General features: G+C 74.9%; 21 protein-coding genes. 12 read left to right on the plus strand and 9 right to left on the minus strand.

Annotated elements, in window-relative coordinates; all coding sequences use genetic code 11:
- Positions 1-46 precede the first annotated feature (46 nt).
- The 4 genes from ACIOFR_RS20650 to ACIOFR_RS20665 all read left to right on the plus strand — a co-directional run bounded on the left by ACIOFR_RS20650 (position 47) and on the right by ACIOFR_RS20665 (position 4,619).
- The gene (locus ACIOFR_RS20650) at positions 47-1,375 is read left to right on the plus strand and encodes an ABC transporter substrate-binding protein (protein ID WP_400999255.1); all 1,329 of its coding nucleotides are present in this window, start codon (positions 47-49) and stop codon (positions 1,373-1,375) included.
- An 8-nt stretch (positions 1,376-1,383) separates the two neighbouring features.
- Entirely contained in the window at positions 1,384-2,727 is a 1,344-nt protein-coding gene (locus ACIOFR_RS20655; protein ID WP_400999257.1) for a carbohydrate ABC transporter permease, read from the plus strand.
- Positions 2,724-3,659, plus strand: a complete 936-nt coding sequence (locus ACIOFR_RS20660; RefSeq protein WP_400999259.1) for a carbohydrate ABC transporter permease — start codon at positions 2,724-2,726, stop codon at positions 3,657-3,659. The genes ACIOFR_RS20655 and ACIOFR_RS20660 overlap by 4 nt, the downstream gene beginning before the upstream one ends.
- A gap of 135 nt (positions 3,660-3,794) precedes the next feature.
- On the plus strand, positions 3,795-4,619 hold the full coding sequence (locus ACIOFR_RS20665; RefSeq protein WP_400999261.1) for a helical backbone metal receptor: 825 nt from the start codon (positions 3,795-3,797) through the stop codon (positions 4,617-4,619).
- A 15-nt stretch (positions 4,620-4,634) separates the two neighbouring features.
- Here ACIOFR_RS20665 and ACIOFR_RS20670 read toward each other — a convergent pair whose 3' ends face one another.
- Positions 4,635-5,828 carry an ROK family transcriptional regulator gene (locus ACIOFR_RS20670; protein ID WP_400999263.1) on the minus strand — a complete coding sequence of 398 codons (1,194 nt, stop codon included), beginning with the start codon at positions 5,826-5,828 and terminating at the stop codon, positions 4,635-4,637.
- A gap of 218 nt (positions 5,829-6,046) precedes the next feature.
- On the opposite strand from ACIOFR_RS20670, the gene ACIOFR_RS20675 reads away from it, so the two are divergent.
- A complete protein-coding gene (locus ACIOFR_RS20675) occupies positions 6,047-6,388 on the plus strand; it encodes a hypothetical protein (protein WP_400999265.1) in 342 nt (113 codons plus the stop codon).
- Between the two features lie 152 nt (positions 6,389-6,540).
- Complete coding sequence (locus ACIOFR_RS20680) at positions 6,541-7,932, plus strand: NAD(P)/FAD-dependent oxidoreductase (protein ID WP_400999266.1); 1,392 nt, start codon at positions 6,541-6,543, stop codon at positions 7,930-7,932.
- A gap of 69 nt (positions 7,933-8,001) precedes the next feature.
- Here the strand turns inward: ACIOFR_RS20680 and ACIOFR_RS20685 are convergent, their stop codons facing one another.
- Together ACIOFR_RS20685 and ACIOFR_RS20690 are read right to left on the minus strand one after the other, a co-directional pair.
- Entirely contained in the window at positions 8,002-9,516 is a 1,515-nt protein-coding gene (locus ACIOFR_RS20685; RefSeq protein ID WP_400999268.1) for a SulP family inorganic anion transporter, read from the minus strand.
- A gap of 269 nt (positions 9,517-9,785) precedes the next feature.
- Positions 9,786-10,163 (minus strand): S26 family signal peptidase, encoded by a 378-nt coding sequence (locus tag ACIOFR_RS20690; protein ID WP_400999270.1) that lies wholly within the window; start codon positions 10,161-10,163, stop codon positions 9,786-9,788.
- A 163-nt stretch (positions 10,164-10,326) separates the two neighbouring features.
- Between ACIOFR_RS20690 and ACIOFR_RS20695 the strand changes: the two genes are divergently transcribed.
- Positions 10,327-11,520 carry a low temperature requirement protein A gene (locus ACIOFR_RS20695; RefSeq protein WP_400999272.1) on the plus strand — a complete coding sequence of 398 codons (1,194 nt, stop codon included), beginning with the start codon at positions 10,327-10,329 and terminating at the stop codon, positions 11,518-11,520.
- Here the strand turns inward: ACIOFR_RS20695 and ACIOFR_RS20700 are convergent.
- On the minus strand, positions 11,501-11,989 hold the full coding sequence (locus tag ACIOFR_RS20700) for a GNAT family N-acetyltransferase (RefSeq protein ID WP_400999274.1): 489 nt from the start codon (positions 11,987-11,989) through the stop codon (positions 11,501-11,503). The genes ACIOFR_RS20695 and ACIOFR_RS20700 overlap by 20 nt on opposite strands.
- A gap of 304 nt (positions 11,990-12,293) precedes the next feature.
- Here ACIOFR_RS20700 and ACIOFR_RS20705 point away from each other — a divergent pair, with 304 nt between their 5' ends.
- On the plus strand, positions 12,294-13,385 hold the full coding sequence (locus ACIOFR_RS20705) for a glycoside hydrolase family 19 protein (protein ID WP_400999276.1): 1,092 nt from the start codon (positions 12,294-12,296) through the stop codon (positions 13,383-13,385).
- Between the two features lie 93 nt (positions 13,386-13,478).
- On the opposite strand, the gene ACIOFR_RS20710 is transcribed toward ACIOFR_RS20705, so the two are convergent.
- Positions 13,479-13,850, minus strand: coding sequence for a VOC family protein (locus ACIOFR_RS20710; protein ID WP_400999278.1), 372 nt, complete (start codon positions 13,848-13,850; stop codon positions 13,479-13,481).
- 134 nt (positions 13,851-13,984) lie between these two features.
- Between ACIOFR_RS20710 and ACIOFR_RS20715 the strand changes: the two genes are divergently transcribed.
- The gene (locus ACIOFR_RS20715) at positions 13,985-14,794 is read left to right on the plus strand and encodes a class I SAM-dependent methyltransferase (RefSeq protein WP_400999280.1); all 810 of its coding nucleotides are present in this window, start codon (positions 13,985-13,987) and stop codon (positions 14,792-14,794) included.
- On the opposite strand, the gene ACIOFR_RS20720 is transcribed toward ACIOFR_RS20715, so the two are convergent.
- Complete coding sequence (locus ACIOFR_RS20720) at positions 14,730-15,809, minus strand: monodechloroaminopyrrolnitrin synthase PrnB family protein (protein WP_400999282.1); 1,080 nt, start codon at positions 15,807-15,809, stop codon at positions 14,730-14,732. The genes ACIOFR_RS20715 and ACIOFR_RS20720 overlap by 65 nt on opposite strands.
- 290 nt (positions 15,810-16,099) lie before the next feature.
- Between ACIOFR_RS20720 and ACIOFR_RS20725 the strand changes: the two genes are divergently transcribed.
- Positions 16,100-16,744, plus strand: a complete 645-nt coding sequence (locus ACIOFR_RS20725) for a GAP family protein (protein WP_400999284.1) — start codon at positions 16,100-16,102, stop codon at positions 16,742-16,744.
- Here ACIOFR_RS20725 and ACIOFR_RS20730 read toward each other — a convergent pair.
- The 3 genes from ACIOFR_RS20730 to ACIOFR_RS20740 form a co-directional block, all read right to left on the minus strand.
- Positions 16,726-17,265, minus strand: a complete 540-nt coding sequence (locus ACIOFR_RS20730) for a tyrosine protein phosphatase (RefSeq protein ID WP_400999286.1) — start codon at positions 17,263-17,265, stop codon at positions 16,726-16,728. The two genes, ACIOFR_RS20725 and ACIOFR_RS20730, sit on opposite strands and share 19 nt — an antisense overlap.
- Before the next feature lie 195 nt (positions 17,266-17,460).
- The gene (locus ACIOFR_RS20735; protein ID WP_400999288.1) at positions 17,461-18,705 is read right to left on the minus strand and encodes an RNA polymerase sigma factor; all 1,245 of its coding nucleotides are present in this window, start codon (positions 18,703-18,705) and stop codon (positions 17,461-17,463) included.
- Between the two features lie 24 nt (positions 18,706-18,729).
- Positions 18,730-19,131 carry a YciI family protein gene (locus ACIOFR_RS20740; RefSeq protein ID WP_400999290.1) on the minus strand — a complete coding sequence of 134 codons (402 nt, stop codon included), beginning with the start codon at positions 19,129-19,131 and terminating at the stop codon, positions 18,730-18,732.
- 301 nt (positions 19,132-19,432) lie between these two features.
- Here ACIOFR_RS20740 and ACIOFR_RS20745 point away from each other — a divergent pair, with 301 nt between their 5' ends.
- Both ACIOFR_RS20745 and ACIOFR_RS20750 read left to right on the plus strand, forming a co-directional pair.
- Positions 19,433-20,989: a N,N-dimethylformamidase beta subunit family domain-containing protein gene (locus tag ACIOFR_RS20745; protein WP_400999292.1), complete on the plus strand. Its 1,557-nt coding sequence runs from the start codon at positions 19,433-19,435 to the stop codon at positions 20,987-20,989.
- A 140-nt stretch (positions 20,990-21,129) separates the two neighbouring features.
- Complete coding sequence (locus tag ACIOFR_RS20750; protein ID WP_400999294.1) at positions 21,130-21,498, plus strand: nuclear transport factor 2 family protein; 369 nt, start codon at positions 21,130-21,132, stop codon at positions 21,496-21,498.
- Positions 21,499-21,506 lie beyond the last annotated feature (8 nt).

Below are 21,506 nucleotides of genomic sequence, written 5' to 3' on the forward strand. Positions count from 1 at the left end.
GGGCGGACCACCCGCCGCCCACTCCCACCAGAGAGAAGACCCCACGATGAAACTCCAGCGCACGACCACCGCCCTGGCCGCCGCCGCACTCCTGGCCGCCACCGCCACCGCCTGCGCCGGCGGCACGACCCCCGGCAGCGGCGAGGCCGCGGGCCGTGAACTCGAGGGCCAGAGCGTCTCGGTCGCCGCCGTGTGGACCGGCACCGAGCAGGAGGCGTTCAAGAAGGTGCTGGACGCCTTCAGCGCCAAGACCGGCGCCACCACGACCTTCATCTCCACCGGCGACAACCTCTCCACCCTGGTCGGCAGCAAGATCGCCGGCGGTGACGCGATGGACGTGGTGATGTGCCCGCAGCCGGGCGTCATCCAGCAGTTCGCCCAGCAGGGCTGGCTCAGCCCGCTGGCGCCGGGCGTCACCGCCGCGGCCAAGGCGAACTTCGCCCCCGTCTGGTCCAGCCTGGGCAGCGTCGACGGGACGCAGTACGGCCTGTACTTCAAGGCCGCCGACAAGTCCACGATCTGGTACAGCCCGAAGGCGCTGCAGAACGCGGGCGTCCAGCCGCCCGCGACCTTCGCGGAGCTGCTCAAGGCGGGCAAGGCGGTCGCGGACTCGGGGACGGCACCGTTCGCCGTCGCCGGACAGGCCGGCTGGCCGCTCACCGACTGGTTCGAGAACGTCTACCTCTCGCAGGCCGGCCCCGAGATGTACGACAAGCTGACCAAGCATCAGATCCCGTGGACCGATCCGTCCGTGGTCAAGGCCCTCACCACGCTCGGCACCCTCTTCGGTGACCCGACGATGATCCCCGGCGGCGGGCATGCCGCCCTGCAGAGCGACTTCCCGGCCTCGGTCGCCCAGGTCTTCGGCCCGAAGCCCACGGCGGCCATGACCTACGAGGGCGACTTCGTCGCCGGCGTCATCTCCGGAGACCTCAAGAGGACCATCGGCACCGACGCGGCGTTCTTCCCGTTCCCCGCGGTCGACGGCGGGAAGGCTCCGGTGATGGGCGGCGGCGACGCGGCCGTGGTGCTCAAGGCCGGAAAGAACCAGGCCGCGGCCCAGAAGCTGGTGGAGTTCCTGGCCAGCCCCGAGGCCGCCGCCGTCTGGGCCAAGGCCGGCGGATTCCTCTCGCCGAACAAGGCGGTCGACCCCGCCCTCTACCCGGACGACACCACCCGGCGGCTCGCCAAGTCCCTGATCGACGCCGGGGACGGCTTCCGTTTCGACATGTCCGACCAGACCCCCGCAGCCTTCGGCGGCACCGCCGGGAGCGGCGAGTGGAAGGCCCTCCAGGACTTCCTGGCGAACCCCGGCGACGCCCAGGGCGCCGCGGCGAAGCTGGAGGCCGAAGCGGCCAAGGCGTACAAGGGCTGATCGTCACCATGCCGACGACCTCCCGCCGGCCCGTCGTTCCCGGCGCCGCCCAACGGCGGCGCCGGGCGCTGGCCCTGGCCTTCATCCTCCCCGCCCTGCTGCTGCTGGGCGCCCTCGTGGTCTACCCCATCGGGTACTCCGTGGTCCGCAGCCTCTACGACTCCTCCGGCGACCACTTCGTGGGCGCCGCCAACTACACCGCCGCCGTCACCGACAGGTCCACCCTCACCGCACTGCGCAACAACGCCCTCTGGGTCGTCGTCGCGCCCGCACTGGTGACCGCGGTCGGCCTGATCTTCGCGGTGCTCACCGAGAAGATCCGCTGGGCCACGGCCTTCAAGCTGCTCGTCTTCATGCCGATGGCCATCTCCTTCCTGGCCGCCGGCATCATCTTCCGCCTGGTCTACGACGCGGACCCGCACCGAGGCGTGCTCAACGCGGTCGCGGTCACCGTCCACGACACCTTCGACCACCAGGCCTCCTATCCCGGGGCCCGGCCGCGCGCCGACACGCCGCCGACCGCCGAGCCCGACGGGTCGGTGCGCCTTGCCGCCAGCGGACCGGTCGAGGGGCCGGGCCTGCTCCTCCCCATGGTCGGGATCGCCCCGACCGCCCTGCCCGCCACCGCCCGCCCCGCGGCCGTGCCGGCGCCGCAGGCCGCACCGTCAGGCTCGGCGGGCGGGCTCGACGGAGTCGTCTTCCTCGACTTCGTGCCCGGCGGTGGCGGGGAGCCCGGCCGGCCCGGTCCGGGCAAGAACGGCATGCCGGGCGTGGAGGTGCAGCTCTTCGGCGCGGGCAAGAAGACGGCCACCACCACGACGGCCGCGGATGGCTCCTTCCACTTCGCCGGTCCGCCGCCCGCCGGGGCGTCGGTGGTCCTGCCCGCGGCCAACTTCGCCAAGCCCTACAACGGCGTCGACTGGCTGGGCCCGGCCCTGGTGACCCCGGCGATCATCGGTGCCTACCTGTGGATCTGGGCCGGGTTCGCGATGGTGATCATCGGTGCGGGCCTGGCCAACCTCCCACGCGAGACGCTGGAGGCTGCCCGGATGGACGGCGCCGGAGAGTGGCAGATCTTCCGCCGGATCACCGTTCCGCTGCTGGCGCCCGTCCTCGGCGTGGTGTTCGTCACCATGGTGATCAACGTGATGAAGATCTTCGACCTCGTCTACATCATCGCGCCGGGCCCGGTGCAGCAGGACGCCAACGTCCTGGCGCTCCAGCTCTGGCTGGTGTCCTTCGGGGGCGGCAACAACCAGGGCCTGGGCAGCGCGCTCGGTGTGCTGCTCCTGCTCCTGGTGGTGCCGGCCATGGTGCTCAACATCCGACGATTCCGCAGGAGCGGCACATGACCGAGGCCGAAGCATCCGTAGCGACCAGGGCCCCTGCCCGGCGGCCGGTGGCCGGCCCGGGCCACGCCCCCAGCGCGCGACGCCCCTCCCGGGCGGCCCGGCTGGCCGCCGGCACCCGCAGCGGGATCGTGCAGGCCGTCCTCGTGGTCGTGGCCCTGGTGTGGCTCACCCCGACGGTGGGCCTGCTCGTCTCCTCGCTGCGCTCCAACCAACAGAGCAGCACGAGCGGTTGGTGGACGGCGCTCACTTCGCCGAGCAGCCTCACCCTGGCCAACTACACCGCCCTGCTGCACGGCGGCGACGTGCTGCGCGCGCTGTGGAACACCGTTCTGATCGCCGTCCCGGCCACCCTGCTTACGGTCGCCCTCGCCGCCCTGGCCGGGTACGCGTTCGCCTGGCTGGACTTCCCGGGCCGCGACGCCCTCTTCCTGGCGGTCGTGGGGCTGTTGGTGGTGCCGGTGCAGATCGGGTTGATCCCGGTGGCCAAACTGATGGGCGCGATCGGGCTGTTCGGCACCCTCCCCGGGGTGGTCCTCTTCCACGTCGGCTACGGGCTGCCCTTCGCCGTCTTCCTGATGCGCGGTCACTTCCTGGAGATCCCGCACGAGATCCTGGAAGCGTCCCGGGTGGACGGCTGCGGGGAGTGGCGGATCTTCCGCTCCCTGGCGCTGCCGCTGGCCGCTCCCGCGGTGGCGTCCCTGTGCATCTTCCAGTTCCTGTGGGTCTGGAACGACATGCTGGTGGCGCTGATCTTCGCGGGCACGGACAACCAGCCGCTCACCGTGCTGCTGCAGTCCCAGATGAGGCAGTTCGGCAGCAACCTGGACGTGCTCGCGCCCGGAGCCTTCCTGTCGCTGCTGGTCCCGGTGATCGTCTTCTTCTCCTTCCAGCGCTACTTCGTCCAGGGCGCGATGGCGGGTTCGGTGAAGTGACGGCCGCGGGGCCGGTCGGTGGGCCCGGTCCGCCCGGCCCGGACGGACCCGGTCCGGCGGGGGAAGCTCCGGGTCAGGGTTCCCCTCCCCTGACGCCGCGTCACCTCGGCGCGGCGGCAGCGCTACCGTGGCCCCATGGCCACCGCCCCGCTTCCGCGCACCGTCCCCGACGACCTGGGCACCCCCGTGCACCTCGGTGAGGTGCGCCGGGTGGTGTCCCTGGTGCCCTCGTTGACCGAGGCCGTGGCGGTGACCGCCCCCGGGCTGCTGGTCGGCGCGACCGACTGGTGCACCCACCCGGCCGGGCTGGAGGTGACCAGGATCGGCGGTACCAAGAACCCCGACACCGCCCGGATCGCCCTGCTGCGCCCCGACCTGGTGATCGCCAACGAGGAGGAGAACCGCGCGGCCGACCTGGCGGCTCTGCGGGCGGCCGGCCTGGCGGTCTGGGTGACCGGGATCCGCACCCTCGACCAGGCCCTCGGCTCGCTGGACCGCCTGCTCACGGGCGCCTGCGGCCTGCCGCGGCCGCCCTGGCTGGACGAGGCAGCCCGGGCCTGGCACCCGGACGTCCTGGCGGCGACGGTGTCCCGGCCCGCGCCCGGCGCACCGCCCGGCCCGCCCCGCCGCGCGGTGGTGCCGATCTGGCGCCGGCCGTGGATGGTGCTGGGCCGCGACACCTTCGCCGGTGACCTGCTGTGCCGCCTGGGCGTGCGATCGCTGTACGCCGACCACCCGGAGCGCTACCCGGCCGTCCCGATCGAGGAGCTCCGGGCGGCCGCGCCGGATCTGGTGGTGCTGCCGGACGAGCCGTACCGCTTCACGGCGACGGACGGTCCGGAGGCCTTCCCGGGGACGCCGGCCGCGCTGGTCAGCGGGCGGCACCTGACCTGGTACGGCCCGTCGTTGGTGGAGGCGCCGGCGCTGCTCGCCGCCCGGCTGGCGGCTCCGGTGGGGTGAGCGGCGGGCGCGGGCTCAGCCGAGGCCGGTGGCCGTGGCCCGGCTCTCGGCCGCCGCGACCAGGGCGCCGTGCAGTTCGGCCCGTACCCCCAGGGCGCTGACCCGGACCTCGACGGCGTCGGCGACCGCCGGCTGGGCGTAGCGGTCGATGGATTCGCGGACCCCGGCGACCAGCGGCGCGCCCCCCTGGCCGAGCTCGCCGCCGATGATGATCGCCCCCGGGTTGAGGCAGTTGACCAGGTCGGCGAGGACCCGTCCGAGGGTGCGGCCGGCGTCCGTGATGACCCGGGCGGTGGCCGGGCGGGTGCCGAGCTCGGCCAGCGGCGGCAGGCTGGTGCCGGGTGCGTTCGGGGTACCGCTGGCCAGGACGTGGGCGAGCTGCCGGCGGACCTCGGCGATCGAGACGACGGTCTCCAGGCAGCCGCGGTTGCCGCACCGGCACCAGTTGGGGGCGCCCGGCAGCTGGATGTGCCCGATCTCGCCGGAGAGGCCGCTCGCGCCCCGGTAGACCTGGCCGGCCAGCACCAGGCCGCTGCCGATGCCGTGCGAGGCCTTCACGTAGACCAGGTCGTTGATGCCGCGGCCGGCGCCGTGCGCGCGTTCGCCGCGGGCGCCCATCTCGGCGTCGTTGGCGACCACGACCGGCAGGCCCAGCCGGCGGCCCAGCTCGGCGGCCGGATCGAGCCCGATCCACTTCGCCAGCACGGTGGGTGCCCGGACGGCCTTGGTGCGCAGGTCCATCGCGGCGGGGATGCCGGCGGCGGCAGCGGTGACCCGGGCGCTGTCGGCGCCGGCCTGCCGGATCGCCTCGCGGGCGAGGTCGGCGGCGGTGTCGAGGGCCTGCTGCGGGTGGTCGTCGATGTCGAGGTGGGCGGTGGCCTCGCCGTGCACCTCGCCCAGGGCGGTGCCGACGGCGGCGGTGATGTGGGTGTGGCCGATGTCGAGGGCGAGCAGCAGCCCGGTGTCGCGGCGGAGGGTGACGACCGAGGTGGGCCGGCCGCGTCCGGCGGCCGGGACGGGCTGCTCGTCGACCGACCCCTCGGCGAGGAGGTCGGCGACGGCGCTGCTGACGGCGCTGCGGGACAGACCGGTACGGCGGCCGAGCTCGGCCCTGCTGAGTGCGCCGTAGCGGTCGAGGGCCGCCCGCAGGGCGGTGCGCGTGCGGAGTCGGCGTGCGGAGACGGCGGTCTGTTCGGGAGCGTCGCTCATAGGACGAGCGTAACCGCGATGCGGATTTTGTGCCGTTGAAAAGAATATTTAAATGGCATCGTGTTTTCTTGACGCACATATTGGCCGCCCATACTGTGACATGGACCGCACTCGAACACACCCCACAAGAACACCCCACACGAACACCCCGCACACACCCCCACTCACGGCCGAGCTGCAACGCCCGTCCCGTCCGTACGGGAGAGGAAGCACGTCCGATGTCCTCCACGAAGACCAGCCTCGCCGAGCCGCCCGCCTGTTCCCACGCCCCCATGTCCCACGGGCCCGTGGACTTCCGCCCGGCCAGGGCCATGGCCCGCCGCCCCGGACACGTCTACCGCTGGCGGGTGGAGATCCCGCACGGCGCGGGCATGACCGACGCCGGCCCGTGCGGCCCGGGCGTGCACCTGTTCATCGTGGAGGCGGGGGAGGCGGACGAGGCCCTGGCCCAGGCCCTCACCCGCGCGCAGTCCGCGGACGCCTGCCGGCACCGCCGGCACACCCCCCTCACGCTCGACCTCGACCACGTGTCGGTGGTCCGGCTCTCCCACGTGGCCTGACCGGGCACGGCCCGGGCCGGCGCGGCGCCCGCGGCCCCGACACCCCGTCCGGCGCCGCCCGCCGTTCCTGACACGTTGCGCGTTGTCCGCCCCGCGACGCCCCGACTAGCGTCCCGCGCAGAGCAGCTGCACCCGCAACAGACAGGACCACCATGACCACCGTCAACGGCGGCGTCTCCTTCTGGTACGCGCAGTCGGGCGTGCCCACCCCGCGCAACCCGCTGCCGGGGGACACCCTGGCGGACGTCTGCATCGTGGGCGGCGGCTACACCGGCCTGTGGACGGCCTACTACCTCAAGCGGGCCGCCCCGAACCTGCGGATCACCCTGCTGGAACAGCACTTCTGCGGCTACGGCGCCTCCGGCCGCAACGGCGGCTGGCTCTACAACGGCATCGCCGGCCGGGACCGCTACGCCGCCCTGCACGGGCACGAGGCCGCCGCCGACCTCCAGCGGGCCATGAACGAGAGCGTCGCCGAGGTGGTCTCGACGGCCGCCGCCGAGGGCATCGACGCCGACGTGCACACCGGCGGCGTGCTGGAGGTGGCCCGCACACCCGCGCAGCTGGCCCGGCTGCGGGCCTTCCACCGGCGTGAGGTGGCCTTCGGCGAGAAGGACCGCGAGCTGCTGGACGCGGCCCGGTCCGCCGCCCGGATCGGGGTGGCCGGGACCCTCGGCGGCAGCTGGACGCCGCACGGTGCCCGGATCCACCCGGCCAAGCTGGTGCGCGGGCTGGCCCGGGTGGTCGAGTCGATGGGCGTCGCCGTCCACGAGGACACCCCGGTGACCGCGCTCGCCGCCGGCCGCGCGATCACCCCGTACGGCACCGTGCGGGCCCGGTACGTGCTGCGCTGCACCGAGGGCTTCACCGCGTCCGTTCCCGGTCAGAAGCGGATCTGGCTGCCGATGAACTCCTCGATGATCGCCACCGAGCCGCTGCCCCCGGAGGTCTGGGACGCCATCGGCTGGGACGGCCGCGACCTGCTCGGCGACATGGCACACGCCTACATGTACGCGCAGCGCACCGCCGACGGCCGGATCGCGCTCGGCGGCCGCGGCGTCCCGTACCGCTTCGGCTCCCGGACCGACAACGACGGGCGGACCCAGGCGGCCACCGTCCTCGCCCTGCGGGACTTGCTGGTCCGCTTCTTCCCCGCGGCGGCCGGCGCCCGGATCGAGCACGCCTGGTCGGGCGTGCTCGGCGTGCCGCGCGACTGGTGCGCGGGGGTCGAGCTGGACCGGGCCACCGGGCTCGGCTGGGCGGGCGGCTATGTCGGCAGCGGGGTGACCACCGCCAACCTGGCCGGCCGCACGCTGCGCGACCTGGTCCTGCTGGACGACGGCCAGGGCGGCGCCACCGAGCTCACCGGCCTGCCCTGGGTCGGCCACCGGGTCCGCCGCTGGGAGCCCGAACCGCTGCGCTGGCTCGGGGTGCACACCCTGTACGCGGCCTACCGCGGTGCCGACCGGCGCGAGGCCGGCGGCCGGTCGGCGGCCACCGACCCGGTGGCCCGGATCGCGGACCGGATCTCCGGCCGGCACTGAGACCGGGCCGGGCCCGCCGCGCCACGCCCCGCCGCCCCGCCCCGCCGCGCCGCCGCGCCGCCCTACGCCCTACGCAGGTGTCGGTGCCGGCTCCGAGAGCCGCACCGTCCCGGAGCCGTCGGCGTTGTGCCGGGCCACCCACTCCTGGAGGGCCGCCCGGCAGGCGTGGTCCAGGTGCCGTACGCCGGTCAGGTCGACCTCGATCGACCGGCCCACCGGCAGCGACTCCAGGGTCTCCAGCAGCCGCGGCAGCCGCAGGAACGTCGCGTTGCCCGACAGCCGCACCAGGATCGCGGCGCCGGGCAGTTCGGTGACCTCGGTGTGCAGGTGCGAGGTGTCCCAGGCGGACTTCAGCACCGCCAGCAGCAGCCCCAGCAGCACCCCCTCGAACATGTTGGTGGCCAGGATCGCCAGCGCGGTCGCGGCCAGCACCAGCGCCTCGCCGCGGTGCGAACGCCACAGCGGCAGCAGCGACTTCAGCGGGATCAGCTTCGCCCCGGCGTGCACCAGCACGCCGGCCAGCGCGGCCACCGGGATCGCCCCCAGCACCTCGGGCAGGAAGGCCGCGAACAGCAGCAGCCACCCGCCGTGCAGCACCCGCGAGGCCTTGGTCCTGGCCCCGGCCTGCACGTTGGCCGAGCTGCGCACGATGACGGCCGTCATCGGCAGCGCGCCCAGCAGGCCGCAGACCGCGTTGCCCGCGCCCTGCGCCATCAGCTCCTTGTCGAAGTCGGTGCGCGGGCCGGAGTGCAGCCGGTCCACGGCGGCGGCGCTGAACAGGCTCTCCGCGGAGGCGATCAGGGTGAAGGCGAGCACCGTGCCGAGCACGCCCGGCCCGGCCAGCTCGGCGAACTGGCCGGTGCCCGGCGGCCGGACGACGGCGAGCAGGCCGTTCACCTCGATCCGCCCGACCGGCAGGTCGGCCAGCGCGGTGACGGCGGTGGCCAGGGCGACGGCCGCGAGCGGCGCGGGGACGAACCGGGCCCGGGCGGGCATCCGGCGCCACAGCACCAGGACCAGCACGGTGCAGGCGCCCACGGCCGCGGCCGCCAGGGCGGCGGAGTCGCCGGCGGTGTCGGCGGCGAGGCCGGGCAGCCCGGCGAGGTTGGCCGGCCCCCTGCCGGGGGCCTTCGCGCCGGCCAGGGCGTAGAGCTGCCCGGCGATCAGGACCAGGCCGATGCCGGCCAGCATGCCCTGGACCACGGAGAGGGAGATGGCGCGGAACCACCGGCCGAGCCGCAGGGAGCCCATGGCGAGCTGGAGCACACCGGCTGCGAACACGATCGCGCCGAGCACCGGCAGCCCGAACTCGGTGACGGCCTCGTACACCAGGACGGTCAGCCCGGCCGCGGGGCCGGACACCTGGAGGCTGCTGCCGGGCAGGACGCCGGTCACCAGGCCGCCGACGATGCCGGTCACCAGCCCGAGTTCGGCCGGGACCCCGGAGGCGACGGCCACTCCCACGCACAGCGGGAGGGCGACCAGGAAGACCACCAGCGAGGCGGTGACGTCCCGGGAGAGGTGGCGGCCGGACAGGTAGGCGGACAGGTGGTGGGTCGGGAGGGGCGGGCGGTGACGGACCATTGGAACCTCACGTTAGGTCAAGGCTTGGCAAAGCAACAGCATATGATGGACCATCAGAGCAGATTCCAGAGTTGGTTCACATATGATGAAATGACGTTTCCGTGAGGAGTGCGTAACGGCCGGAACGGAATTCTCCACTCCACCGCTCGGTCCCAGGTCATGCCGCCCGGGCAGCCCCCTTTCCGGCGCATCGGTGCGTGCACGCTCTCCTGGGGTACGCCGGTCCCGCCCGGGGGCGCGGCAGCCGTCGGGTGCCGGGCGGTCGGCCGTCAGGCTCCGGGTCGCCGGGGGAGCGGGGGACCGGTGCGCCGGGCCTTGCGCTCCGCGCCCGTCCTGGGCGCGCCCCCGACGCTCAGGCAGATGCCGAAGACCCGGTCGTGGCCGGTCCAACCGTTCACCCGGCCACGGTTGTTGCTGATCTGCACCCGCCGCCGCGCCGGATCCACGGCCGAGACCAGGTGCAGGTACACCGTCCCGGCGACCCGGGCGAGCACGATGTCCCCGACCTCCAGCAGTGCCGGATCCACCGGGCCCACCACGACCTGCTGCCGGCTGCGGATCAGCGGCACCATCGACGATCCGGTCGGCCGGAACTCCACGGTCGCCCCGCCCGCCACCCGTCCCGCCACCGCGTCCAGCATGCCCATCCGCCGATCCTCCCCCACCCGGCCCCGCCTCGGCCCGGAATGTCGCACCCCGACGCCGCCCCGACGCCGCCCCGCCGGCCCCCGCCGGCCCCTGCCGGGCCGAACGGCAGGCCGAGGCCCGCGGAGGGCCGTCCGGGCCGGCCGTTGGCCCATGATCGGTGGCATGGGAACCGCCGAGGATCGCGCGCCCGCAGCCGCGGTGCGGCACGCGTCGTGGATCGAGCTCTTCTTCGACCTGGTCGTCGTGGCCGGGGTGGGCCAGCTGGCGCACGTGCTGCGCGGCGGCCCGGACGCCGCCGACGTGGGGCTGTACGTGCTGCTGTACCTGTCCTTCTGGACGGCCTGGGCCTGCTTCACCGTCTACGGCAACGTCGCGGGCGACCGGACCCGGACGCCCAGCATGCTCGCGGCGATGTTCGGTCTCGCCGTGATGATGGCCGCCGTGGCGGGCGTCCGCGAGGAGCACGCCCGCGCCTTCGCGCTCGCCTACGTGCTGGTGAGGCTGCTGGCCGACCGCGTCTGGGGCCGGGGCCAGGTGGTGGTGGACTGGCCGGTCGCGCAGGTCACCGTCGGGATCGTGCCCTGGATCGTCTCCCTGTGGGCGCACTCCCCGGGCCGGTACTGGCTGTGGGCCGCCGGGCTCGCACTCGACCTGCTGATCATGTTCACGGTGTCCGGCAGCCGCCTGATGGCCGACAGTCGCCGCCGGGTCGAGCGCCTGCTGCGCCGGCGCCGGATCACCCCGGACGAGGCCGGCCGCCTGCACGCCGTCCGCTCCGAACCGGCCCATCTCGCCGAACGGCTCGGCCTCTACGTCATCATCGTGCTCGGCGAGGGGATCATCCTGGTCATCTCGGCGATCTCCGAACTCCACTGGGACCGGGCGGTCGGCGCACTCGGGGTGGCCGACTTCCTGCTGCTGGTCGGCATCTGGTCGCTCTCCCTGCTGTACGGCTTCGCGGGCGTCCCGCACCTGCGGGCCGGCCGCCTGCCGCCGCGGATCGCGATGGCCCTGCACTGCCTGGCGACCGGCGCGGTCGCGGCCCTGGTCGCGGGGCTGGGCGCCGCCGCCGAGCACGTGCACGACGACCTGCCGACCGGTGTCCGCTGGCTGCTGTGCGGCAGCGCCGCCGGGTACTTCGCGGTCGGCGCCGTGGCGGGCCTGGCGACCGGTGCGCAGCGGTCCTGGCTGCTCGGCCGGGCACTGCCCAGCACCCTGCTGCCGCTGCTGCTCGGCCTGTTCGGCACGCACCTCGGGGTGGTCGGCCTGACCGGCGGCCTGATCGCGGCGGTCTACTGGCAGGTGGTGTACGAGTCCGGCCTGCGGCCGTCCCGGGTCACAGCGCCAGGTGCATGATGTGCAGGCCCACGTAGCCCTCGGTCGGGTGCCGGAAGCCCTCCGGCAGCGTCCCGATCACGGTGAAGCCGAGCGACTCGTAGAGCCGCACCGCGTGCCTGTTGGTCTCCACCACGGCGTTGAACTGCATGGCCCGGAACCCCGCCGCCCGCGCCCACTCCACCGTGTACGCGCACAGTGCCCGCCCCACGCCCCGGCCGCCGTGCGCGGGGTCGACCAGGTAGCTGGCGCTCGCGATGTGCGAGCCGTTGCCCTGGTGGTTCCGGTTCATCTTGGCGGTGCCGAGCACCGTGCCGTCCTCGTCGACGGCGACCACCGTCCGGTTCGGCGCCGGGAGCAGCCACCAGCCGGCGCCGTCCTCCTCGCCCAGGTCGGTGGGGAAGGTGAACGTCTCGCCCGCGGCGACGATCCGGTGGAAGAACGGCCAGATGGCGGGCCAGTCGGCGGAGGTGGCTTCCCTGATCAGCATCCGGACAGCATGCCGCCACGGCCGTGCGTCCGCCAACGGTTTTCCGCCGCCCGGTCGCCCGAAGCCGCCCGGGGCCGCAACGCCCGGGCACCGTACGGGTTGTGGGGCCGGGCCGCCCGTTCCGTGTGCATCGGGTGGGAAATTGCCTTCACATCTTGACAGGTCTATACCATCGCGGTTGAGTCCTCCTCAGCTCCCTGCACCGGCCCGCACCGCGGTCGGCCCGGACCCCACCCGGGCCCCCGCGCGGGGCAGACCTGTCTCCGAATCCCGTGCGGCCCCCACCGCACGAAGGGGTGATCCCGTGTCAGTCCAACGTTTCCTGGCGCTCCTGTCGGCCGTCGCGGCCGCGATAGCGCTGGCGGTCGTCCTGCCGTCCTCGGCCTCGGCCGCGACCTGCGTGGCCGCCTGGAGCCCGTCCGCGGTGTACACCGGCGGCGCCACCGCGTCGTACAACAGCCACAACTGGTCCGCCAAGTGGTGGACCCAGAACGAGACCCCCGGCGGTGCCTCCGGCGTCTGGGCCGACCAGGGCGCGTGCGGCGGTGGCGGCGGCAGCACCCCGACCCCGACCCCCACCGGCGGCAGCTGCACCTACCCCGCCTGGGTGGCCGGCCAGACCTACACCACCGGCACCGTGGTCCGGTACACCAACGGCGGCCTGTACCGCGCCACGCACGACAACCCGGGCTACGACCCGGTGATCAGCACCTGGTACTGGGAGCCGTACAGCTGCTCCGGGACCACGCCGAACCCGACCCAGACCCCCAACCCGGGCGGATTCCCGGTCAGCGAGGCGCAGTTCAACCAGATGTTCCCGAGCCGCAACTCCTTCTACACCTACAGCGGCCTGACCGCCGCGCTCGGCGCGTACCCCGCGTTCGCGGCCACCGGCAGCGACACCGTCCGCAAGCAGGAGGCCGCGGCCTTCCTCGCCAACGTCAGCCACGAGACCGGCGGCCTGGTGTACGTGGTCGAGCAGAACACTGCCAACTACCCGCACTACTGCGACACCACCCAGCCCTACGGCTGCCCGGCCGGCCAGGCCGCGTACTACGGGCGCGGGCCGATCCAGCTGAGCTGGAACTTCAACTACAAGGCCGCCGGCGACGCACTCGGCATCAACCTGCTGGCCAACCCCAACCTGGTGCAGACCGACGCCGCCGTGGCCTGGAAGACCGCCCTCTGGTACTGGAACACCCAGAGCGGCCCCGGCACCATGACCCCGCACAACGCGATGGTCAACGGCTACGGCTTCGGTGAGACCATCCGGAGCATCAACGGCAGCCTGGAGTGCAACGGCGGCAACCCCGCCCAGGTGCAGAGCCGGATCAACTCCTACCAGAGCTTCACCCAGATCCTGGGCACCGTCCCGGGCTCCAACCTGAGCTGCTGACCCGCAGCCGACCGACGGCCGCCGGACCGCCCCCGCACCGGGAGCGGTCCGGCGGCGCCGTGTCCGGGCCCGGACACGGGCGCCGGGGAGGTGTCAGGGCGTCAGGTGGCAGACCGCCTCGACGTTGTTGCCGTCCGGGTCGCGGACGAAGGCGGCGAAGTAGCCGGGATGGTAGTCGGGCCACTCCTGCGGCGGGTGCAGGGCCGTCGCCCCGGCCGCCGTCGCGATGGTGAAGAAGGCGACCACGGCGGCGCGGTCCGGCGCCCGCAGGGCGATGTGGGCCTCGCGGAAGCCCTCGCCGGAGGTCTGCGGGCCGAGCCACAGGGTCGGCACCGGCGGGACGCCGTAGCCGACGGCGCCGTCGTGGTCCATCAGTCGGCGGGCGCCGAGCGGCTCCAGGACGGCGTCGTAGAACGCGGTCGAGGCGGCCAGGTCGGCGCACTGGATCGAGAGGTGATCGAGCATCCGACCATCCTCCCGCATCCGCCGCCCGCCACCCGGTCAGGCGCGGCGGCCCGCCCCCGCCGGTTAGGGTCGTCGGGGCCGCGGGACGGCCCGAACGGCTCTCCGGAGGGGGTACGGCGATGCAGGGTGCATACGTGTTCGAACAGGTGGGGGACGGCGAGCGGGAACGCCTGGCCGCACTGGAACAGGTCTACGACGAGGTGACCCGCGAACGGATCACCGCGCTCGGCGTCACCGACGGCTGGCGCTGCCTGGAGGTGGGCTGCGGCGCGGGCAGCGTCGCCCGCTGGCTCGCCCGGCAGGTCGGCGGCACCGGGGAGGTGCTCGCGATCGACCTGGACCCGCGCTTCCTCCCGGACGCCGCCGAACCCGGCCTGCGGGTGCTGCGCCACGACGTGACGGCGGGTCCGCTGCCCGGCGGGGACTTCGACCTGGTGCACGCCCGGGCCGTCCTGGAGCACCTGCCGCAGCGCGACGAGGTGCTGCGCCGGATGGCCGGGGCGCTGCGCCCGGGCGGCTGGCTGGTGGTCGAGGACTTCGACATCGAGGGCCCGATGGCGGACGCCGTCGCCCGGTACTGGCCGGCCGACCGCGGTGAGCTCGCCGGCCGCCTGCTCGCGGCCCTGCGCGGTGCGTTCGCCGCGGCCGGCGTGGACGCCGGCTACGGCCACCGCCTGCCGGCCGACCTCGCCTCGCTCGGACTGACCGGCGTCGGCGCCCGGATCCACGCGCCGCTGCTGCCGGCCGGCGCACCCTTCCTCGACATGACGCTCGGCCGGATGCGGCCGCGGCTGGTCGCCACCGGCCTGATCACCGACGCCGAGGTCACCGCCGCCGTCGAACTGACCCGGCACCACCCTCACGTCCCGAACTTCATGGTCACCGCGTGGGCTCGCCGGCCCCACCACCCGGCGCCCGGAGCTGCCGCGCCCGCTGCCGGGTGAGCTCCAGCACCAGCCGGACGGTCTCCGGTGCCGCGCCCGCACTGCCGGTCCCGTACCCCGCGTCCGCGGTGTACGCCCGCCGGACCAGGCCCAGGTGCCGGCCGCGGAACGCCAGCAGCGAGCGCAGCAGCCCGGCCACCGCGTCCGCCGTCCGCCGCAGGTCCGCCCCCGGCCGGGGGCCGGCCTCGGCCTGGGCCCGGGCCAGCACCGTCGCCACGGTCGGCCGGCCGGCCCGCTCCCGGTGCAGCGCCGCCCAGGCGGGCAGCCCGTAGCCGGTCAACTCCTCCTGGAGCAGCAGGTGTCCGGGATCGGGGCGGTCCCCGGACCAGAGCAGGTGGTCGACCAGGTACAGCGGGACGTGGGCGGCGGCGGGCCCGAAGTACCGCCGGTCGCCCACCCGCACGTCCTCCATGTACGGGCGCAGGCGGCTCATGAAGAAGGTGGCCGGGTCCACCGACCCGGCCACCCGGGCGGCCACCTCCGGCAGGACCGCCAGCCGCGCCGCGGCCTCCTCGCAGCCGTCGGCGAACGCGGGCTCGTCCGGCTTCAGGCCCTCCAGCCCGGCCAGCGCCAGGGCCGCCCGCTCGACGGCGGGCGCACTCACCCGGACGGCGTCGATCAGCACGCCCTCCTCCGCCGCGCCCGTGAACATCCGGCGGCGCGGACCGGCCGGGTTCCACACCCCGTAGTGCAGCACCGTGTCCCGCGGCACCATGCCCACCGCAGCCCCGAGTTCCAGCAGCACCGGTCCGGCCCCGGGCACCGCGTCCAGCGGCTCGACACCGTGCCGCCGCAGCGACCCGAGGAACATGCCGAGGTCGCGCAGCACCGCCAGCCGGTCCCGGACGTCCACCTGCCGGCCCGGCCGGCCGCCGGCCACCAGCGCGTCGAGCTCCCGGGCCAGCGCCGCCACGTCCCCGCCGGCGTTCAGCTCCGGCAGCCGGGCGAGCACGGCGTCCGCCCCCAGCGGATCGCGACCGGCCACCTCCCGGCAGAACTCCGAACCGAGCTCCATCGTCCCCACCTCCCCGACAGGCATCGTCGCACGCCCGCGAACGACACCGGCCGCGCGGCCCCCGGGCCCGCCCCGGCCGTGGCCCGAGCTCCTCGGGCAGCCGCAGCCGGCCCCGCGCGGGGGCGGGCGGGGCCGCCGATCGGGGGACGCGCACCGTGGCTTCCTTGACTCCCCGGGGCGGGCCGACCAGAGTCGGGGCGCGGCGCACCGGGCGCCGCGGCACACCGTCCGCCCCGCCGGCCGCCCGCCGAGGCGGCGCCGGCCGCCGACCCGGGGGAGCCGCACCGGCGATGGTCCTCGACCTCCTTCTGATCGGCACCGCGATCACCCTCGGGCCGCTCCACAACAGCGCCTTCATCCTGCTGCTCTCCTCCGACAACGGAGCGCGCAAGGGAATCGCCTTCCTGCTGGCCTGGTTCGCCAACCTCGTCCTGGTGGTCATCTGCGTGGAGCTGCTGACCGGCGGTGTGCCGCCGGCCCGCCACTCCGCCCCCTCGACGGCCGCGGTGGCCGTCAAACTCGCCCTCGGCGTCCTGCTGTTCCTCTTCGGCGCGCGCCGCCGACACCGGCCCGCGCGCCCGCACCGGCCGCCGAAGTGGATGGCCAGGATCGACCGCGCCTCGCTCTGGGCGGCCGGCGGGCTCGCCTTCCTGCTCCAGCCGTGGGCGATGGTCGGCGCCGGCGCCGCCACGGCCCTCGACGCCGACCTCTCCACGCTGGCGAGCCGGCTGGCCCTGATCGGCTACTGCCTGCTCGCCACGCTCAGCCTGGTGGTCATGGAGGTCTACACGGTCCGTGCTCCCGAGGCCGCCCGGGCCAGGCTCGACGGCCTGCGTTCCTGGCTGGACGGCCACCAGGACCAGCTGATCGTCATGCTCTGCCTGTCCCTCGGCCTGTGGCTGACCGCCAAGAGCATCTACGAGCTGGTCGTCTGAGCCGCGGCCCCCCGCGGCGTCGCACGGACCGCGTCGGCGCGCAGCAGGGCCCGGGTGGTCCACGCCCGTTGCTCCGCGGTGTCCGGGACGGCCAGTCCGCGGGCCCGTTCGAGCCGGTTCCACGCGGCGTCGGGGTCGATGCCGTTGATGACGAGCAGTGCGGCGGCGAGCAGGGACGCCCGGCCGATGCCGTACCGGCAGTGGGTGACGACGTGGGCGCCGGACCGCAGCTCCCCGGCGAGGTCGTGCAGGGTGGGCAGGACGGCGGCAGGGTCGGGCACCGAGCGGTCGGGGATCGGGAGCGCGACGTACCGCAGGCCGGCGGCCACCGCGGTCAACGGCTCGGTGGTGAGACCGAGTTCCTCGCGTTCGGGCCGGGTGAGCGCGCACACCAGGACGTCGACGCCGTGGGCGCGCAGCGCGGCCATCTCGTCCTCCAGCCAGTCCGCGCCGCGCGGCTTGGCCATGGTGCTCAGCCGCCCGGGGCCGGGCAGGTCGACGGTGAACAGCGAAGGTCGCATCGCGGGGTGCTTTCGTTCGGCGGAGCGCGGGCACGGCGGGAACGGCCGTGGCGCGGTGAGGGAAGGTGCTGGGCCGCGGAGTTGACACGCAGGCCGGTGACCCGAGCGTACGCCGGGCGGGGCCGGGTGCGCCACCGGGATCGGGCGGACGCCACCGGGATCGGGCGCACCGGTGCGGGCGAGGGCGGGCGGCGGTCAGTCCGGCGGTGCCCCGGGCTCCGTCAACCGGGCGGCGCGGATGGCGAGATGGTGCCGCTCGGGGAGGCTGGCGGTGGCCCGGGACGCCGCGCGGAACAGCTCCGCGGCGGCCCGGCGGTCGCCCGCCATCTCCAGCAGGTGGGCGCGGACCACGGTCACCCGGTGGTGGCCCGTCAGCCGCGGGTCCCGGCCGACGGCGTCCAGCGCGGCCAGCCCGGCCTCGGGGCCGTGCACCATCGCGGTGGCGACGACCCGGTTGAGCGCGACCACCGGGCTCTCGGAGAGCCGTTCCAGCACCCCGTACAGCGCGAGGATCTGCGGCCAGTCGGTCTCCGCCGCGGTGGCGGCCTCGTCGTGGACGGCGGCGATCGCGGCCTGCACCTGGTACGGCCCCACCGGCCCCGCGGGCAGCGCCGCGGTGATCAGCGCGACGCCCTCGGCGATGGCCGCGGCGTCCCACCGGCGACGGTCCTGCTCGGCGAGCGGGACCAGCTCGCCGGCCGGTCCGGTGCGGGCGGCGCTGCGCGCGTGGGTCAGCAGCATCAGGGCGAGCAGGCCGGTCACCTCGCTGTCGTCCGGCAGTTCCGCATGGACGGCGCGGGCCAGCCGGATCGCCTCCCGCGACAGCTCGACCCGCTGGAGGTCGTCGCCCGCGCCGGTGGCGTAGCCCTCGTTGAAGATCAGGTAGAGGACGTGCAGCACCGCGTCCAGCCGCTGCGCCCAGCCGTCGCCCTCCGGCAACCGGAACGGCACCCCGGAGGCCTTCACGCGCTGCTTGGCCCGGCTGATCCGCTGCCCCATGGTCGCCTCGGGGACCATGAACGCCCGGGCGATCTCCGCCGTGGTCAGTCCGCCCACCGACCGCAGGGTCAGGGCGAGCGACGAGGGCGGGGAGAGCGCGGGATGGCAGCACAGGAAGAGCAGGGTCAGCGTGTCGTCCCGGCCGGTCGCGTCCGCGGTGTCCGCCGCCGGCGCCGACCGGCGGTCGGCCGGCTCCTCCCGCGCCACCCGGTCCTCGCGGCGGCGCCGGGCCTGCTCGCTGCGCACCTCCTCGGTCATCCGGCGCTGGGCGACCTGGATCAGCCACCCGCGCGGGTTGTCCGGCCGGCCCTCCTCGGGCCACTGCACGGCGGCCGCGAGCAGGGCCTCCTGGACGGCGTCCTCGGCGGCGGCGAAGTCCCCGAACCGCCGGGTGAGCACGCCGAGGACCTGCGGCGCGAGAACGCGCAGCAGGTCCTCCACGGGTGCGGCCCGGTCAGTCAGCGCTCACAGCTCCTCGGTCGGCGCCGACATCACCCGGCGCACCTCGATCGGCATGCCGAGCGGCGCGCCGCCGGGGCCGGGCGCGGCCGAGACCGCGGCGGCGATCTCCAGCGCCCGCTCGGCGGTGTCGCAGTCGACGATCCACCAGCCGGCCAGCCACTCCTTGGTCTCCGGGAACGGGCCCTCGGTGACCACGGGTGCGCCGCCGCCGTGCGAGCGGACGATCCTCGCGGAGTCCGGCATCGCCAGGCCCTGCGCGTCGACCAGTTCCCCGGCGGCGGAGAGCTTGGCGTTGGTGTCCTGCATGAACCCGACGTGTGCCCGGATCTCCTCCGGCGTCCAGGTGTCGATCGCCGGGAAGTCCGCCGCCGCGGCGCTGAACTGCATCAGCAGCATGTACTTCATGTCCTGCTCCTCGTCCTCCGGCGCCCTCCGCTCGGGCGCTCTCACTGACAGGTAGAAGCACGGCGCGCGATTTCGACACCCGCCGGGAGATTTCTCGCAGAAGTTTTCCGGCAGCAGCATAGGCCGCCGCGGCCGCCCCCGGGCGGTGGCACACGGTCCCGCGCGGCCGCCGCCGGGCGGCCCGCCTCGGGCGGGGCAGGCGCGTGAAACCGGGGCCCCCGCGGGTGCGCCTGCCCGCCGCCCGCGGGGCCGGCCGCGACCATGGGGGCCGGTGACGGACGGCGGAGACGAGGGGGCGGCCTTGGCACAGCGGGACACCACGGGTGCGGCGGAGCCGGGACGGCGGGCCTTCATCGGACTGGCGGTGACCGCGCTGGCCGCCGCCGCGGCCGAGGCCGACACGGGCCAGGCTGCCGCGGTGACCGACCGCCCCCGGACGGACGGTGCCGGGCCGCTGGACACCAGGGTCGAGAACGCCAGGCCCGGCAACGCCGACTGGCGGATCACCGACCCGGGCCCGGCGGACGCCGTCGAGGGCTTCGCGGACCGGGCCGCCGTCCTGCCCGGCGAGCCCTTCGGCCTGTACGTCTCCACCACCGCACCGGCGTTCACCGTCTCCGCGTACCGGATGGGCTGGTACGGCGGAGACCGCGCGCGGCTGCTCTGGCGCTCCGACCGGCTGCCCGGAGCCGGACAGCCCGCCCCCACCGTCGACCCCGACACCCGGGCCGTCCGCACCGACTGGCGTCGCACCACCACGGTCGACACCGCGGGCTGGCCCGAGGGCAGTTACCTGCTGCGCCTGGACGCCGAGGGCGGCGGGCAGCGCTACGTACCGGTGACGGTCCGCTCCCGCACCGCCGCCGGGCGCACCGTCCTGGTGAACGCCGTCGCCACCTGGCAGGCCTACAACCTCTGGGGCGGCCACAGCCTGTACAACGGGCCGACCGGCGGCCGGGCGACGCGCTCGCTGGAGGTGACCTTCGACCGGCCGTACGCGTACGCCCACGGCGCCGGCCTGTTCCTGGTCTACGAGGCACCGCTGATCGCCCTGGCCGAGCGGCTCGGCCTGCCGCTGGCCTACGCCACCGGCGCGGACCTCGCCCGCGACCCGGGCCTGCTGGAAGGCGCGCGGTGCGTGCTGTCGCCGGGCCACGACGAGTACTGGTCGGTGGAGCAGCGCCGGCGGGTGACGGCGGCCCGCGACGCCGGGACCAACCTGGCGGTGCTGGGCGCCAACTGCTGCTACCGGCGGGTGCGGTACGAGCCCTCACCGCTCGGGCCGGACCGGGTGATGGTCTGCTACAAGGACGACTACCGGCTGGATCCGGGCTTCGCCGCGGGCCTGCCCGCGACCACGGACTTCCGGCTGGAGCCCGGCAGCGACCCGGAGAGCTCCCTGCTGGGCGTGCTCTACGGCGGCTACCCGGTGGACGCCCCCTTCGTGGTGACCGACCCCGGCCACTGGGTGTACGAGGGCACCGGCGTCCGGGCGGGCGACGGTTTCGCCCATCTGGTCGGGGTCGAGTACGACCGGGTGGACCCGGCCTTCCCCACCCCGCGGCCGGTCGAGGTGCTGGCGCACTCCCCGGTGCTCTGTGCGGGACGGCCCGACTTCGCGGACAGCGCGTACTGCACGCTGCCGGGCGGCGCCGCGGTGTTCGCCAGCGGCACCATGCGGTGGGTGGAGGCGCTGGACGCGCAGGGACCGGGCGGCGGCGGCAACCACGGACTGGACGCCGCCGCCGGGGCGTTCACCCGCCGGGTCACCGAGAACGTGCTGCTGGCCTTCGCCACCGGTCCGGTCGGCACCGCCCGTCCGGCCGTCGACAACGTCGGGTCCGTCTACCGCACCTGATCCCCGAGGTCGATGACCTCGGAGGTCATCGACCCGCCGGCGGCGCTCCGGGATCGTAGGGGTCGGCGGAGCACTACAGGGCGGGCCACCCGGCCCGCGTCCGTGCCCGACCGACCGCCCCACCGACGAGAGGGACCACCGTGTCCGCACACGACGAGGCCGTCCGGCGCTACTTCGCCGCCTGGAACGCCGAGCACGCCGACGACCTGGCCGGGGCGGTGGCCGAGGCCTTCACCGAGGACGCCGCCTACACCGACCCGCTGGCCCAGGTCCGCGGGCACGAGGCGCTGACCGCCCTGATCGCCGGCACGCACCGGCAGTTCCCCGGCTTCGAGTTCCGGCAGACCGGCGGCACCGACGCCCACCACGACCTGGTGCGCTTCGGCTGGGAACTGGTCTCCCGGGCCGACGGCTCGGCGCCGGTGGCCGGATCCGACGTCGTCACCCTCGCCCCGGACGGCCGGGTCCGTACCGTTGGCGGCTTCCTGGACCGTCTCCCCGGAGCCTGACCGCAACT

Source organism: Kitasatospora sp. NPDC088346, from assembly GCF_044740765.1.
Classification (GTDB): domain Bacteria; phylum Actinomycetota; class Actinomycetes; order Streptomycetales; family Streptomycetaceae; genus Kitasatospora.

What these genes read in the sequence shown, in the direction of transcription:
- ACIOFR_RS20650 (WP_400999255.1), top strand. Translation starts at nt 47, where the DNA reads ATGAAACTCCAGCGCACGACCACCGCCCTGGCCGCCGCCGCACTCCTG.
- ACIOFR_RS20655 (WP_400999257.1), top strand. Translation starts at nt 1,384, where the DNA reads ATGCCGACGACCTCCCGCCGGCCCGTCGTTCCCGGCGCCGCCCAACGG.
- ACIOFR_RS20660 (WP_400999259.1), top strand. Translation starts at nt 2,724, where the DNA reads ATGACCGAGGCCGAAGCATCCGTAGCGACCAGGGCCCCTGCCCGGCGG.
- ACIOFR_RS20665 (WP_400999261.1), top strand. Translation starts at nt 3,795, where the DNA reads ATGGCCACCGCCCCGCTTCCGCGCACCGTCCCCGACGACCTGGGCACC.
- ACIOFR_RS20670 (WP_400999263.1), bottom strand. Translation starts at nt 5,828, where the DNA reads ATGAGCGACGCTCCCGAACAGACCGCCGTCTCCGCACGCCGACTCCGC.
- ACIOFR_RS20675 (WP_400999265.1), top strand. Translation starts at nt 6,047, where the DNA reads ATGTCCTCCACGAAGACCAGCCTCGCCGAGCCGCCCGCCTGTTCCCAC.
- ACIOFR_RS20680 (WP_400999266.1), top strand. Translation starts at nt 6,541, where the DNA reads ATGACCACCGTCAACGGCGGCGTCTCCTTCTGGTACGCGCAGTCGGGC.
- ACIOFR_RS20685 (WP_400999268.1), bottom strand. Translation starts at nt 9,516, where the DNA reads ATGGTCCGTCACCGCCCGCCCCTCCCGACCCACCACCTGTCCGCCTAC.
- ACIOFR_RS20690 (WP_400999270.1), bottom strand. Translation starts at nt 10,163, where the DNA reads ATGGGCATGCTGGACGCGGTGGCGGGACGGGTGGCGGGCGGGGCGACC.
- ACIOFR_RS20695 (WP_400999272.1), top strand. Translation starts at nt 10,327, where the DNA reads ATGGGAACCGCCGAGGATCGCGCGCCCGCAGCCGCGGTGCGGCACGCG.
- ACIOFR_RS20700 (WP_400999274.1), bottom strand. Translation starts at nt 11,989, where the DNA reads ATGCTGATCAGGGAAGCCACCTCCGCCGACTGGCCCGCCATCTGGCCG.
- ACIOFR_RS20710 (WP_400999278.1), bottom strand. Translation starts at nt 13,850, where the DNA reads ATGCTCGATCACCTCTCGATCCAGTGCGCCGACCTGGCCGCCTCGACC.
- ACIOFR_RS20720 (WP_400999282.1), bottom strand. Translation starts at nt 15,809, where the DNA reads ATGGAGCTCGGTTCGGAGTTCTGCCGGGAGGTGGCCGGTCGCGATCCG.
- ACIOFR_RS20725 (WP_400999284.1), top strand. Translation starts at nt 16,100, where the DNA reads ATGGTCCTCGACCTCCTTCTGATCGGCACCGCGATCACCCTCGGGCCG.
- ACIOFR_RS20730 (WP_400999286.1), bottom strand. Translation starts at nt 17,265, where the DNA reads ATGCGACCTTCGCTGTTCACCGTCGACCTGCCCGGCCCCGGGCGGCTG.
- ACIOFR_RS20740 (WP_400999290.1), bottom strand. Translation starts at nt 19,131, where the DNA reads ATGAAGTACATGCTGCTGATGCAGTTCAGCGCCGCGGCGGCGGACTTC.